We start from the raw sequence: 14,096 nt of genomic DNA on the forward strand, positions 1-14,096 counted from the left end.
GTTTGACCCGCGCCCTACGCAGCCTTTTGTTTTCCTTTACTTCTGCAAGCCCCTTTTCGTTTGCCTGCAGCAACCAACGGCTTCTATGGTTGCCCTAAGCAACAAGATGACCGGTGAGATGTCTGGGGGTCCCGTGGCTGCACGGAGTCAGTACGAAGAACTGGCCCGGCAGCTCAGCGCAGTCGGCGCGGTCAAACGGGGGCTCGCCCGCATCCTGCCCGCCGAGTGCCCCGGCGGCTCCGCCGCCGTACTGGCTCTGCTGAGCCGGCACGGGGAGATGCGGATCAGCAGACTGGCCGAGTTCCTCGCAGTCGATATGTCGGTGACCAGCCGGCACGTGGCTCACGTGGCGGAACGCGGCTGGATCGAGCGATCCCCGGACCCCGCGGACAAGCGCTCGCGCATCCTGCGGCTGACCCCCGCGGGCGAGAGCGTGCTCGACGATCTGAACTGCCGGACGACCGAAATGTTCGCCCACAACCTTCAGGATTGGTCCGACGACGAGGTCGGACAGCTCAACACGTTGTTGGCCCGGCTGCGCGACAGCTTCTCCTGCCGCAGCTCCGACGGGTGCGCCCCCGGAAGGCACAGCGGCGACTGCCGCTCCCGGCCCACCGACAGCCACGACGGCTCGTACACCCGTACACCCGTGTAACAGAAGCAAAGACAAGGATTTAAATGGCTACGACCACACCAACCGGTGTGCGGGGCGGCCACGCCAAGCACGGAGGGAACGAACCCTCCAACGGCGTGCCGATGACACACCGGCAGATCATGGAAGCGCTCACCGGGCTGCTGCTCGGCATGTTCGTCGCGATTCTGTCGTCCACCGTCGTCACCAACGCCCTGCCGGAGATCATCTCCGACCTCGGCGGCGGTCAGAGCGCCTACACCTGGGTCGTCACGGCCTCGCTGCTGGCCATGACCGCGACCACCCCCCTGTGGGGCAAGCTCTCCGACCTGTTCAGCAAGAAGCTGCTGGTCCAGATAGCACTCGTCATCTACGTCGCGGGCTCGGTCGTCGCCGGTCTCTCGAACAGCGCCGGCATGCTGATCGTCTGCCGTGTGGTGCAGGGCATCGGCGTCGGCGGTCTCTCCGCCCTCGCGCAGATCGTGATGGCCGCGATGATCGCCCCGCGCGAGCGCGGCCGCTACAGCGGCTACCTCGGCGCGGTCTTCGCCATCGCCACCGTCGGCGGTCCGCTGCTCGGCGGCGTCATCACCGACACCAGCTGGATGGGCTGGCGCTGGTGCTTCTACGTCGGTGTGCCGTTCGCGGCCATCGCCCTCGTGGTGCTCCAGAAGACCCTGAAGCTCCCGGTCGTCAAGCGCCAGGTCAAGGTCGACTGGACCGGCGCGTTCTTCATCAGCGCCGCCGTCTCGCTGCTGCTCCTCTGGGTGACCTTCGCGGGCGACAAGTACGACTGGATGTCCTGGCAGACCGGCGCGATGCTCGCGGGCTCCGTGCTCCTCGCCCTGCTCTTCGTCTTCACCGAGTCGCGCGCCAGTGAGCCGATCATCCCGCTGCGGCTGTTCCGCAACCGCACGATCACGCTCGCCTCCCTCGCCTCGCTCTTCGTCGGTGTCTCGATGTTCGCGGGCACCGTCTTCTTCAGCCAGTACTTCCAGCTGGCACGCGGCAAGTCGCCGACGATGTCCGGCGTGATGACGATCCCGATGATCGCGGGTCTGTTCCTCTCCTCGACCCTCTCGGGCCAGATCATCACCAAGACCGGCCGCTGGAAGGCCTGGCTGGTCAGTGGCGGATTCCTGATCACGGCCGGGCTCGGCATGCTCGGCACCATCCGGTACGACACCGCGTACTGGCACATCGCGATCTACATGTTCGTGATGGGTCTCGGCATCGGCATGATGATGCAGAACCTGGTGCTCGCCACCCAGAACCAGGTCGACCCCAAGGACCTCGGTTCGGCCAGCTCCGTCGTCACCTTCTTCCGTTCGCTCGGTGGCGCCATCGGCGTCTCGGCACTGGGCGCCGTCATGGCGAACCGTGTCTCGCACTACGTGAAGGACGGTCTGACGGACCTCGGTCCCCAGGCCGGTTCCGCGGGCACCGGTGGCGGGGGCATCCCCGACCTGGAAACGCTGCCCGGGCCGATCCGTACGGTCGTGGAGTCCGCCTACGGGCACGGCGTCGGTGACGTCTTCCTGTACGCCGCTCCGGCCGCGCTCATCGCCTTCCTGATCACGATCTTCATCAAGGAGGTCGCGCTGAAGACGAACGCGGCCAACGACGCCCCGGCTCCGGCCGAGGCGGTGGAGCTCGCCAAGGCCCCGGCCGGTACGGCCACCCTGGTCGCGGAGGGAACCGCCGGCGTCACCGCCGTCGACACCCTGGAGGCCGCTCCGGCAGCCGCCCCGGTGGCGACCGTGCAGGGCACCGCGGTCCGCGGTGTGGTGCGCGGCGCCGAGGGCGCGCCCGTCGACCGGGCCGCCGTCACTCTGATCTCGCTGGGCGGCAGGCAGCTGGGCATCTCGGCCGCGCAGGCCGACGGCAGCTATGGCCTGGACGCCCCGGGTGCCGGTTCGTACGTGCTGATCGCGTCGGCCGACGGCTTCCAGCCGCAGGCCTCGACCGTGGTCGTCGGCGACGAGCCGCTCACGTACGACATCCTGCTCGCCGGTACGAGCGGCCTGGCCGGGACCGTGCGGGCCGCCGAGGGCGGTACGCCGGTCGAGGGCGCCATGGTCATCGTGACCGATGTGCGCGGCGATGTGCTGGCCACCGGCAAGTCCGGCGACGCGGGCGAGTTCACCTTCGGTGAACTGGTCCCCGGTGCGGTGACCGTCGCGGTCAACGCGGCCGGCTTCCGTCCGCTGGCGCTGCCGGTGGAGATCGGCGGCCAGGGTGTCACCCGGGTCGACGTGGCACTGCGGTCCGGTGCGCTGGTGCAGGGTGTCGTGCGGGCCGGCTCCGGCCGGCGGCCGATGCCCGACGCCCGGGTCACGCTGGTCGACGCGGCCGGCAACGTGATCGCCACCTCGACGACCGGGGAGGACGGGGCGTACGCCTTCGCCGACCTGGACGCGGGCGAGTACTCGGTCATCGCGACCGGCTACCCGCCGGTGGCCGGCGCCCTGACCGTGGCCGGTCGCGGGGTCGACGGCCACGACATCGAGCTCGCCCACCCGGGCGAGTAGATCCGTCCGGAAAATCTTCCGGACGCGTAAGACCCCTGGCGGGACGGCACTTCGAGCGGAGAGTCTGTCCAGGCCGGCGGAAAATGGGCCCCGGCGGTGGGGACGGCAGGCAGGGGACGGCCTGCCGTCCCCGCCCCGGGGCCCGACTCATTGAGTGACCCGTTCCCTGGCGGACGGGGCATTGAGCAAGGAGAGAAAACGGGATGGGACTTCGCGCACAGGTACGCACGCGGGACGGCTGGGCCGTCCAGCACGCGGTCGTGACGGTCACCGACATGACCGGTACGCAGGTGCTGCGGACCGCCGCCGACGAGGACGGGGCGGTGCGGACCGACACGCCGCTGTCCGCCGGCGCGTACACGGTGATCGTGACGGCGGTCGGGTACGCCCCCGCCGCCTCCACCGCCCTCGTCACGGCGAGCGGCCGGGTCGAGGCCGGCACGGTGGTGCTGGCCCGCCAGGGCGGCGTGGAGCTGCCGCCGCCGGGCGCCTGGTCGCTGGATCCGGCGCACTCCTCGGTGGGCGCGGTCGCGCAGCACCTGGGGATCTCCAGCGTGCACGGCCGGTTCACCGACTTCGGCGGCCGGATCGAGATCGCCGAGGACGTCCAGCTCTCCCGCGTGGACGCGGTCATCAACGCGGGAAGCATCGACACCGGCAACGGCATGCGGGACAAGCACCTGCGCTCGCCCGACTTCCTGGACACCGAGCGGTTCCCGGAGATCACCTACCGCTCCGGCGGACTGACCCCGGCGGGCCCCGACCGCTGGACCGTGCACGGCGAGCTGTCGCTGCACGGCGTGGAGCGTCCGGTCGACCTGGACCTGAGCTACCTGGGCACCGGCCCCGACCCGTGGGGCGGCGTCCGCGCGGCGTTCCGCGCCACGGCGGAGCTGCGCCGCGAGGACTTCGCCATGAACTACAACCAGGTGGTCCAGGCGGGCATCTCGGCGATCGGCACGACGCTGCGGATCGAACTCGACATCCAGGCGGTGCAGGGCGATTCCCTGCCGGCCGCCTGACCGCACGGCCGTAGGGTCGGGTCCATGGCATCCAACATCGCGACCAACACCGCTGTGGAACTCGACGACTTGCTGGCGTTCGTACGGCCCCGGCACCGGGCGATCCTGCTGACCACCCGGTCCGACGGCCGCCCCCAGGGCTCCCCGCTCACCTGCGGCGTCGACGACGCGGGCCGGATCGTCGTCTCGACGTACCCCGAACGGGCCAAGACCCGCAACGCGAAGCGGGACGAGCGGGTGAGCGTGATCGTCCTGTCGGACGAGTGGAACGGGCCCTGGGTGCAGATCGACGGTTCGGCCGAGGTGATCGACTCACCTGATTCGGTCGAGCCGCTCGTCGAGTACTTCCGGAACATCTCGGGGGAACACCCCGACTGGGACGAGTACCGGGCGGCGATGCTGAAGCAGGGCAAGTCGATCATCAGGATCACCCCCGAGCGGTGGAGCCCCGTCGCCACCGGCGGCTTCCCGGCGCACCTGGCCGCGGACAGCTGACCGTGGTGCCGCTTCCGTCGCCCGAACTGCTCGCCAGGGCCCGGCTGCTGGCCGGGCCCGAGGTGGGCCCCGCGGTGGCCGAGGCCCTGGAGCGGGCCACCGGGCGCACGGTCGAGCGCGGTGGCCGGGACGGCCGCGGCCCCTGCGTGTACGTGGGGGCCGCGCTGCCCGACGCGCTGCGCGGGGATCGCCTGGTGTGGTTCCACAGCGTGAACGCCGGTACGGACGCCCTGCTGGGCGCCGGGCCGTGGCCGGCCGGGGCGCTGCTCACCCGCACGGTGGGCCGGATGGGCGAGCGGATCGCGCAGTACGTGCTGGCCTGGGTGCTGGCGGAATGCCAGTCGGTCCCGGAGTTCGCCGCGCAGCACGCCCGCGCGGAGTGGCGCCGTATCCCCTCGGAACTCGCGGCCGGACAGACGGCCGTGGTGCACGGCACCGGACGGATCGGCTCGGCCGTCGCCGGGCTGCTGCGGTCGTGCGGCATCCGGACGGTGGGCGTGGTCCGCACCCCGCGCGAGGTGCCGCCGGGCTTCGACGCGGTGGCTGTGGCGGACGAGCCGGTGGCCGCCCGCTGGGTGATCGCCGCCCTGCCGCTGACGGACGCGACGGACGGGTACTTCGGGACGGACCGGTTCGCGGCCCTGGGCGGGGCCACCTTCCTCAACGTGGGGCGGGGCGCGACCGTGGACCTGGTGGCGCTGGAGGCGGCGCTGCGCGCGGGATCGGTGGGGCGCGCGGTGCTCGACGTGCTGCCCGACGAGCCCGCGGCGCCCGGTGACCCCTGTTGGCGGCTGCCCCGTACGGTGATCACCTCGCACTCCGCGGGCATCACGGCGGACGACGACGTCGTCACGGACTTCCTGGCCTGCCTGCGGGAACTGACGGCGGGACGGATTCCGGCGCTCGCCGTCGACACGGCGCGCGGTTACTGACCGGGGCGGGCGTCTTCCGCGTCCACGGACGGCTCCCGCTCGCGCATCACGCCGATGCCCGCGATCAGCAGGTCGAGCGCGAACGCGAAGTCCCGCTCGTGCATCTCGTGCACGGTGTCGGCGCCCCGGGCCTCGATGAGGTCCTGCGAGTTCTCGACGAGCGGGCCCATCTGCGGCTGTCCCTGCATGGCCGACATCGCCTGCTGGAAGTACGCGTCCTGGGTGAGCCCCGCCTCGGCACTGCGCTGGGCGAACTGGCCCTCGACGGTGCTGAATCCGTACACGAACTGGAAGACCGCCGAGAGCGCACCGGTCTGCCGTCCCAGCGCCAGGCCGCTCGCACGGATCACATCCTGGATCGCGTACGCCATGAGCATCGCGTGCGGACCCACGTTGAGGAACTTTCCGACGAGCGGGGAGACCCACACGTGCCGGACGAGCAGCTCCCGGTACGCGCCCGCCAGCGCGCGCAGCCGGTCCTCCCAGGGCGCGTCCTCCCCCGGCGGGCGCATCTCGCTGTAGACCGAGTCGAGGGCCAGCTCCAGGAGGTCGTCCTTGGTGTCGACGTACCAGTAGAGGGACATCGCCGTGACGTTCAGCTCGGCCGCGAGCCGGCGCATGGAGAACTTCGCGAGGCCCTCGGCGTCCAGCAGCCGGACCGTCGCCGCGGTGATCCGGTCGCGGTCGAGCCCGGCGGGCTGGTCGGACTTCCGGGCGCGCGACGGTGGCCGGTGGTTCAGCCACACGCTGGTCCGGGCAGGGTCCTTCGCACGGTCGGCCGCGGACACCATGGCGCACTCCCTCGTCTCGCCGGCGGGACGAACCGGCTGCCTGCCCCGTGCCCCGAAACGGAGCTGTACGGTCCGGTACGTCCCGCCTGATGCTATGCCGCTGCCGCGGCCGGATCAGCCTCGACCGATTCTCCCCGCTCGGCCCGGCGCAGCAGTACCGCGGCCAGCAACCCGCCGGCCAGCACCGCCACCGCCCCGACCAGCATGCTGGTCTCCAGCCCCGAGGAGAACGCGTCCGTGATCCGCTGCCGCTCCGCGTCACCGCCCGCGGCGGCCAGAGCGGCGGGCAGCGAGGCCGCGCCGACGGCCGAGGGCACGAGCGCCGCGAACCGGGAGTTCAGGACCGCGCCGAGCACCGCGACCCCGAGGCCGTTGCCGCATTCGGCGAGGGTGCCGTTGACCCCGGCGCCGACACCGGCCTTCTCGGGCGGGATCGCGCTCATGATCGCGTTGGCCATGGCGGGCATGGCGAGCGCGATGCCGGCGCCCATCACGAGCAGGCCGAGCAGGGTCCCCGCGTAGCCGTCCCCGCCCAGCAGCGCGATCGCCCCCAGTCCGGCGGCGAGCAGCCCCATGCCGGACGCGATGGTGACGGGCGTGCCGAGCTTGGGCACCAGCCGTGCGCCGAGCCCCGTGAGGTTGAGCGCGACGACGCTCAGCGCCAGCGGAGCCGTACGCAGTCCGGCCTCCAGCGGCCCGTAGCCGAGGACGAACTGGAGCTGCTGGGTGAGCAGGAAGAGCGAGCCGCCCATCCCGAACGCGACCAGGATCGCGCCCGCGACCGCGCCGATGAACTTCTGGTTGCGGAAGAAGTGCATGTCCAGCATCGGGTACGGGATGTGCAGCTCCCACAGCACGAATCCGGTGAGGACGGCGACCCCGACGAAGGCGGTCAGCAGCACCTGGCCTGAGGTCCAGCCGTGTCCGGGGCCGGAGATGATCGCGTACACGACCGCCGCCATGCCGATGGTGGAGAGGACGGCGCCGAGAAGGTCGGGGCGCTCGCCGCTCGGGTTCTTCGACTCCGGGACCAGTCGCGACACGGCCACCAGGCCGATGACCGCGACCGGGATGTTGATCAGGAAGATCGCGCCCCACCAGAAGTGGTCAAGCATGACGCCGCCGATCAGGGGCCCCACGGCGAAGCCGAGCGAGCTGACGGTCGACCAGATGCCGATCGCCTTCACGCGCTCGGTCTCGTCGAAGATCTGGACGACGACGGCGAGGGTCGTGGTCATCAGCAGCGCCCCGCCGATGCCCATGCCGGCCCGGGCGGCGATGAGTTGCGCGGACGACTGGGCGAGCCCGGCCACCAGCGAGCCGATGCCGAACAGCGCGAGCCCGGCGATCAGCATCTTCTTGCGGCCGTACCGGTCGGCGGAGCTGCCCGCGGTCAGCAGCAGTCCCGACTGGACGAGCGAGTAGGCGTTGATCATCCACTGCACGTCGGCGGTGGAGGCGTTCAGCTCCCGGGTGAGGGAGGGGATGGCGACGTTGAGGACGGTGTTGTCCAGCAGCACGGTGAGCTGGGCGAGGCAGATGACGCCGAGGATCAGCCAGCGCTGTGGATGGCTCGGCGCCGAGAGGCGGTTCGACTCGGCGGAGGTCGCCGTCATACGGACTCCCAGGCGTTCGGTCAAGGTCTTATACGGTGTACAGGGAAGCGCTGTACACCGTATAGCTGTGCAGGGGACACGTACAACCGACATTCCCGCGATACGGTGCCGATCACTGATCCGACAAGGGCTGGAGTGGCATGTCACTGCGTCGTCGTACGGTGGAAGTCCTGCTGACCGCAGGCCTGTTGGGGACGGCGCTCGCGCCTCCCGCGGCAGCCGCGGGGCACGGTCCGGGGCAGTTGGTGCCCCTGCGTGTCGCCACGTACAACATCCATGCGGGGTCCGGCATGGACAACGTCTTCGACCTCGACCGGCAGGTGGCCGAGCTCCGCTCGCTGGACGCGGACGTGATCGGGCTCCAGGAGGTCGACGTCCACTGGGGCGACCGCAGTCAGGGGCGGGACCTGGCGGCCGAACTGGCGCAGCGGCTGGGCATGCAGGTGTCGTTCGCCCCGATCTACAGCTTCGATCCGGCGACGCCCGGCGCCCCGAGACGCGAGTTCGGCGTCGCGGTGCTCTCCCGGTACCGGATCGTGAGCGCCGAGAACCACGACATCACCCGCCTCTCCACCCAGGACCCGAACCCGGTCCCTGCGCTCGCGCCCGGCTTCGGCGAGGTGGTGGTGCGGGTGAAGGGGGTACCCGTGCACGTGTACGCGACGCACCTCGACTACCGCGGCGACCCGTCCGTCCGGATCGCCCAGGTCGCCGACACCCGCCGGATCATGGCGGAGGACCAGGAGGACGAGCGACGGCCCGTGCACCAGATCCTGCTCGGCGACTTCAACGCGGCCCCCACCGCGCCGGAACTGGCCCCGCTGTGGGAGACGCTCACCGACATCGAGCCGGGCGCTCCGACCTACCCGGCGCTGAATCCGGTGCAGCGGATCGACTACGTGACGGTCTCGAAGGACACCGTGCGGGTACGCGACGCGGCGGTGGCCGAGACACTTGCCTCTGACCACCGCCCTGTTGTCGCAGACCTGTTGCTGCGGCGCTGAGCCTCAGCTGCTCTTCGGCTGGGTCAGGTCGTAGAACGTGGCGCTGCCGGCCGTGACCTCCTTGAAGGTCTTCTCCACCCAGGTGGAGATCTGCGACGAGGTGCCGCTGCTGCCGCCCATGCCGCCACCGCCGCCCGTGCCGCCGGCGATGAAGTAGTGGATCCGGCCGTCCTCGACGTACTTCTTGAACTGGGAGAGCGTCGGGGACGGGTCGCTCCCGTTGAAGCCGCCGATCGCCATCACCGGGTCTCCGGTGGCCAGCTGGTAACTGGCCGCGTTCTGCGAGCCAATGGCCGCGGCGGCCCAGGTGTAGTCGTCCGCGTTCGCCGTGAGGAGCTTCTCGGCCGCGGCGTCGACGGTCGCGCCGTTGAGCAGGCCGCCCATGCCGCCCCCACCGCCACCGCCCCGGGTGCCTTCGCCCATGCCGGGCATGGCGCCGGGCTGTTGTCCCTGCTGTGCCGTGCCGGTGCCGCCCTGGCCCGGCTGACTGCCGGTCGGGGGCTGCCCGCCCCGGCCGCCGGTCGGGGGCTGTCCCATGCCGCCGCCCTGCTGGTTGCCCTGGCCGGGCGGCTGCATCCCGCCACCGCCGCCGGGACCACGGCCACCGCCGCCACCACCGCCGGGGCCGCCGCCCATCCCGCCGGAGGACGGGCCCGCCGTGACGATCGAGCCCTGGTGTCCGGTGTTCAGCGTGCTCACGGTGTACGAGACCGGCCCCGCCAGTGACGCGATGAAGCCCAGACCCACGGCGGCGAGCGCCAGTTGACGCCCCAGCCGGGACACGAGCAGCAGGCCCAGCGCGCCGACGATCCCTGCGACGAGCACCGTCGGCCCCAGCCACGGCTGGTAGTCCGGGGTCCGCCCGAGCAGCACGTAGGACCAGTACGCCGTCACGCCCACGGTGACCGCGAGCGCGGCGCCCGCCCACCAGCGGGAGCGCTCCTCCCACAGAACCGTGGCGCCCATGCCGATCAGCGCCGCGAGGTAGGGGGCCAGGGCCACCGTGTAGTACTGGTGGAAGATGCCGGCCATGAAGCTGAACACGGCCGCCGTCATCAGCAGCGAACTGCCCCAGGCCAGGAAGGCCGCGCGGGCCGTGTCCGTCCTCCTCGCCCGCCAGGTCAGCCAGACGCCCGCGACCAGCAGGATCAGCGCGGCGGGCAGCAGCCAGGAGATCTGGCTGCCGATCTCGGAGTTGAACATCCGGCCGATGCCGGTCTCGCCCCACTGGCCACCGCCACCGGCGCCGCCCCCGCCACCGCCGACGCTGCCGGTCTCCTCGCCGTTGATCCGGCCGAGCCCGTTGTAGCCGAAGGTGAGCTCCAGGAACGAGTTGTTCTGCGAACCGCCGATGTACGGGCGCGAGGAGGCGGGCCACAGCTCGACGATCGCCACCCACCAGCCGCCGGCCACGACCATCGCCAGGGCCGAGAGGCCCAGCTGGCCGAACCGCTTGCGTACGGAGACCGGGGCGAACACCGCGTACAGCACCGCCAGCGGCGGCAGGATCAAGAACGCCTGCAGGGTCTTGGACAGGAACGCCAGACCGACGGCGACGCCCGCCCAGATGAGCCACTTGGTGCGGCCGTTCTCCATCGCGCGCAGCACGCAGTAGACGGTGACGGTCATCAGCAGCGCGAGCAGCGCGTCCGGGTTGTTGAACCGGAACATCAGCGCGGCGACGGGCGTGAGCGCGAACACCGCCATGGTGATCAGCCCGGCGGCGGCGCTGAACCGGCGGCGTACGGAGGCGTAGAGCACCCCGGCCGTCGCCGCGCCCATCAGCACCTGCGGGGCCAGGATCGCCCACGAGTGGAGGCCGAAGATCCGCACCGACAACGCCATCGGCCACAGCGTGGCCGGGGGCTTGTCGACGGTGATGGCGTTCGCCGAGTCCAGCGAACCGAAGAAGAAGGCCTTCCAGCTCTGGCTGCCGGCCTGCACGGCCGCGGAGTAGAAGGAGTTGGCGTAGCCGGACGCGCTGAGGTTCCACAGGTACGCCAGCGTGATGACCAGCAGCATGGCGAGGAAGGCCGGGCGCGCCCAGCGGGGGTCCTCGGGCCGGCCGCGCCACACGCGGTGCGGCAGCGGGCCGCCCGTCCGTCCGTGGCTCGGCGAGCCCGCCGTCGGGGGCGGGGCCGGGAGGTGGTCGAGCGTGGTCATCGGACGTTCCTCAGTTCGTGGTGGGTGTCGTCGGCCGGCACGGCGGCCGGGCGGGGCGCCGGGGTGTCCGCCGGGCGGGGCGCGTCACCGCCCCGGTCGCGGTCCGGGAAGACCCAGGCGCGGAAGAGCAGGAAGCGCAGCACCGTCGCCGCGAGGTTGGCCGCGATCAGCACGGCGAGTTCGGTGCCGTGCGAGGGCGAACCCGAAGCCGCCCCGAGCGCGGCGAGCGAGCCGCTGGTCAGGGCCAGACCGATGGCGAAGACCACCAGGCCCTGCGCCTGGTGGCGTACGGCCCCGCCCCGGCCGCGTACCCCGAAGGTGAGCCTCCGGTTCGCTGCCGTGTTGGCGACGGCCGACACCAGCAGCGCGCCGCCGTTGGCGAGCTGCGGGCCGACGCCCTGCCGGAAGAGCGAGTACAGCACCAGGTAGAACAGCGTCGAGAGGGCGCCCACGACGCAGAACCCGACCAGTTGCCGGGCCAGTCCGCCCGGCACCCCGCCGATCCCGCGGTCGCGCGGGTCGTCGCCGAAGGGCCGGGCCAGCCGGTCCAGCGGGAGCGCGCCGACGGCCAGCGCCCGCCCCACGCGCCACACGCCCTTCAGGTCCTCGGTGGCGGTCCGCACGATGTGGACCGTCGAGTCCGGGTCGTCGACCCAGTCGACCGGCACCTCGTGGATGCGCAGCCCGGCCCGCTCGGCGAGCACCAGCATCTCGGTGTCGAAGAACCAGCCGGTGTCCTCGACCATCGGCAGCAGCCGCTGCGCGACCTCGCGCCGGATCGCCTTGAACCCGCACTGTGCGTCGCTGAACCGGGCGGCCAGCGACGAGCGCAGGATGATGTTGTAGGCCCGCGAGACGAACTCCCGCTTCGTCCCCCGCACCACCCGGGAACTGCGCGCCAGACGCGAACCGATGGCCAGGTCCGAATGCCCGGAGATCAGCGGCGCGACCAGCGGGAGCAGCGCGTTGAGGTCGGTGGACAGGTCCACGTCCATGTAGGCGAGGACCGGGGCGTCCGAGTGCGACCAGACGGTGCGCAGCGCGCGCCCGCGGCCCTTCTCCTCCAGCCGGTACGAGCGCACCTCGGGCAGCGAGTGGGCGAGCCGCCGCGCCACCTCGGGCGTCCGGTCGGTGCTCGCGTTGTCCGCGACGGTGATCCGGAAGGCGTAGGGGAAGGTGCGCGCGAGATGGTCGTGCAGCCGCAGCACACACGGCTCCAGGTCCTTCTCCTCGTTGTAGACGGGTACCACCACATCGAGTACGGGGGCACCTGCCGCATCGCCCGCACGGGCCAGGAGGTGGTCCCGGGCCGGCAAGGTGCTCCAAGGAGTGTCTGTTCGCATGACATCGACACTCGCCAACCGCGCTGTCACGCCCGTGTGGTGAGCCTGTGGTCCGGCTGTGAGTGGATCGCGTTCGGCACCTGGTGGCCGGTGTCCCCCGGCAGGTGCACGGCGAACACCGTGTCCCCCGGCACCGAACGCACCTCGACGACGCCGCCGTGCGCGACGACGACGGCCTGCACGATGGCCAGCCCGAGCCCCGTCGAACCGGCGTGCCGGGACCGCGAGGCGTCCCCGCGCGCGAACCGCTCGAAGACGTGCGGCAGCAGCTCCGCGGGGATGCCCGGCCCGTTGTCCCGGACCTCCAGGGTCACCCACGGGTTCCCGGCCTCGGCGAGCACCCGGGCCGTGACCGTGGTCCCGGGAGGGGTGTGCGTACGGGCGTTGGCCAGCAGGTTGACCAGGACCTGCTGGATCCGGGTCGGGTCGGCGCGTACGGTCGCCGGAACCTCGGGCAGGTCCAGCCGCCAGTGGTGCGTGGGCCCCGGCCCGTCCGGCGAGGCGGGTCTGCCCGCGACCCGCGCGTCACTGACCGCGTCTATGACGAGCGGGGAGAGATCGGTGCTCTCGTACGTGAGCGGTCGGCCCGCGTCCAGCCGGGCGAGCAGCAGCAGGTCCTCCACCATGCCCGTCATGCGCTGGGCCTCGGACTCGATCCGCCCGAGTGCGTGCCGGGTGTCGGGGCCGGTGTTCTCCCGGCCGCGCCGGGTGAGTTCGGCGTACCCGCGGATCGAGGCGAGGGGCGTGCGGAGCTCGTGGCTGGCGTCGGCGACGAACTGGCGTACCCGCATCTCGCTCTTCTGCCGCGAGTCGAGGGCCGACCCGACGTGTTCCAGCATCCGGTTGAGGGCCGCGCCGACCTGACCGACCTCGGTACGCGGGTCCGCCTCGGCGTCCGGGACCCTTTCGAACAGGGTGACCTCGCCGCTGTGCAGCGGGAGTTCGGAGACGCGCGTCGCGGTGGCGGCCACCCGGCGCAGCGGCCGCAGGGCGACCCCGACCATGGCGGCACCGGCGATCCCGGCGGCGATCAGTCCGGCCCCGGTGACGCAGACCTCGACGAGGATCAGGGTGTTGACGGCGCCGCTCACCTCCGAGGTCGGAATGCCGACCAGGACGGTCGTGCCGTCGCTCGCGGGGGCCGTGGCCTGCACCCGGTAGCCGCCCAGTCCGGGCAGTTCGACGTCGTGCGCCTTGCCGTTCGCGGGGATGTGGGCCGCCTCCAGCGCGGCCGTCTGCGCGTCGGTCAGCGGTTCGGTGTTCTCCGAGGCGTCGAAGCCGCCGCCGGTGGCGACCGCCGAGTCGGTGACCTCGCCGTCCGCGGTGAGCGCGCCGAACGTCTTGAGGGGCTGGCCGCCGCCCATGCCGATGAAGCCGAGCGGGTCCTTGTGCTTGGGCCCGCCGGGTTCGGGCGTACCCGGCATGCGGGCGGCCCGGATGCCGATGTCACGCAGCTGACCGTCCAGCTTGCCGTACATGTAGGTGTGGAACGCGATGGCGGTGACCGTGCCGATCACGGCCGCGACGACCGCGATCAGCATCACCGAGGACACGGCGAGCCGGGTCCG

General features: G+C 71.8%; 11 protein-coding genes. 6 read left to right on the forward strand and 5 right to left on the reverse strand.

The features are described 5' to 3' along the window. The first annotated feature begins 133 nt into the window (after positions 1-133). From ACIBJG_RS03535 to ACIBJG_RS03555, 5 genes are all read left to right on the forward strand, one after another. Positions 134-655 carry a MarR family winged helix-turn-helix transcriptional regulator gene (locus tag ACIBJG_RS03535; protein ID WP_399303479.1) on the forward strand — a complete coding sequence of 174 codons (522 nt, stop codon included), beginning with the start codon at positions 134-136 and terminating at the stop codon, positions 653-655. Between the two features lie 23 nt (positions 656-678). Continuing rightward, the gene (locus ACIBJG_RS03540; protein ID WP_399303481.1) at positions 679-3,162 is read left to right on the forward strand and encodes an MFS transporter; all 2,484 of its coding nucleotides are present in this window, start codon (positions 679-681) and stop codon (positions 3,160-3,162) included. 203 nt (positions 3,163-3,365) lie between these two features. Next, positions 3,366-4,184 carry a YceI family protein gene (locus ACIBJG_RS03545; RefSeq protein ID WP_399303483.1) on the forward strand — a complete coding sequence of 273 codons (819 nt, stop codon included), beginning with the start codon at positions 3,366-3,368 and terminating at the stop codon, positions 4,182-4,184. Positions 4,185-4,208: 24 nt separating this feature from the next. Continuing rightward, the gene (locus ACIBJG_RS03550; protein ID WP_399303485.1) at positions 4,209-4,679 is read left to right on the forward strand and encodes a PPOX class F420-dependent oxidoreductase; all 471 of its coding nucleotides are present in this window, start codon (positions 4,209-4,211) and stop codon (positions 4,677-4,679) included. A 2-nt stretch (positions 4,680-4,681) separates the two neighbouring features. Next, positions 4,682-5,611, forward strand: coding sequence for an NAD(P)-dependent oxidoreductase (locus ACIBJG_RS03555; RefSeq protein WP_399303487.1), 930 nt, complete (start codon positions 4,682-4,684; stop codon positions 5,609-5,611). On the opposite strand, the gene ACIBJG_RS03560 is transcribed toward ACIBJG_RS03555, so the two are convergent. Both ACIBJG_RS03560 and ACIBJG_RS03565 read right to left on the reverse strand, forming a co-directional pair. After that, positions 5,605-6,402: a TetR/AcrR family transcriptional regulator gene (locus ACIBJG_RS03560; RefSeq protein WP_399303489.1), complete on the reverse strand. Its 798-nt coding sequence runs from the start codon at positions 6,400-6,402 to the stop codon at positions 5,605-5,607. The two genes, ACIBJG_RS03555 and ACIBJG_RS03560, sit on opposite strands and share 7 nt — an antisense overlap. 92 nt (positions 6,403-6,494) lie before the next feature. After that, positions 6,495-8,018: an MFS transporter gene (locus ACIBJG_RS03565; protein ID WP_399303491.1), complete on the reverse strand. Its 1,524-nt coding sequence runs from the start codon at positions 8,016-8,018 to the stop codon at positions 6,495-6,497. A gap of 140 nt (positions 8,019-8,158) precedes the next feature. On the opposite strand from ACIBJG_RS03565, the gene ACIBJG_RS03570 reads away from it, so the two are divergent. Beyond that, positions 8,159-9,022, forward strand: coding sequence for an endonuclease/exonuclease/phosphatase family protein (locus ACIBJG_RS03570; protein WP_399303493.1), 864 nt, complete (start codon positions 8,159-8,161; stop codon positions 9,020-9,022). Between the two features lie 3 nt (positions 9,023-9,025). On the opposite strand, the gene ACIBJG_RS03575 is transcribed toward ACIBJG_RS03570, so the two are convergent. From ACIBJG_RS03575 to ACIBJG_RS03585, 3 genes are read right to left on the reverse strand one after another with little or no spacing between them, the layout of a single operon-like run. Beyond that, positions 9,026-11,185 carry an ArnT family glycosyltransferase gene (locus tag ACIBJG_RS03575; RefSeq protein ID WP_399303495.1) on the reverse strand — a complete coding sequence of 720 codons (2,160 nt, stop codon included), beginning with the start codon at positions 11,183-11,185 and terminating at the stop codon, positions 9,026-9,028. After that, positions 11,182-12,528 carry a glycosyltransferase gene (locus ACIBJG_RS03580; RefSeq protein WP_399303497.1) on the reverse strand — a complete coding sequence of 449 codons (1,347 nt, stop codon included), beginning with the start codon at positions 12,526-12,528 and terminating at the stop codon, positions 11,182-11,184. Before ACIBJG_RS03580 ends, ACIBJG_RS03575 begins: the two co-directional genes overlap by 4 nt. 26 nt (positions 12,529-12,554) lie before the next feature. After that, complete coding sequence (locus ACIBJG_RS03585) at positions 12,555-14,069, reverse strand: ATP-binding protein (protein ID WP_399303857.1); 1,515 nt, start codon at positions 14,067-14,069, stop codon at positions 12,555-12,557. Between the last annotated feature and the right edge of the window lie 27 nt (positions 14,070-14,096).

The organism is Streptomyces sp. NPDC050422, assembly GCF_044458665.1.
GTDB lineage: Bacteria > Actinomycetota > Actinomycetes > Streptomycetales > Streptomycetaceae > Streptomyces.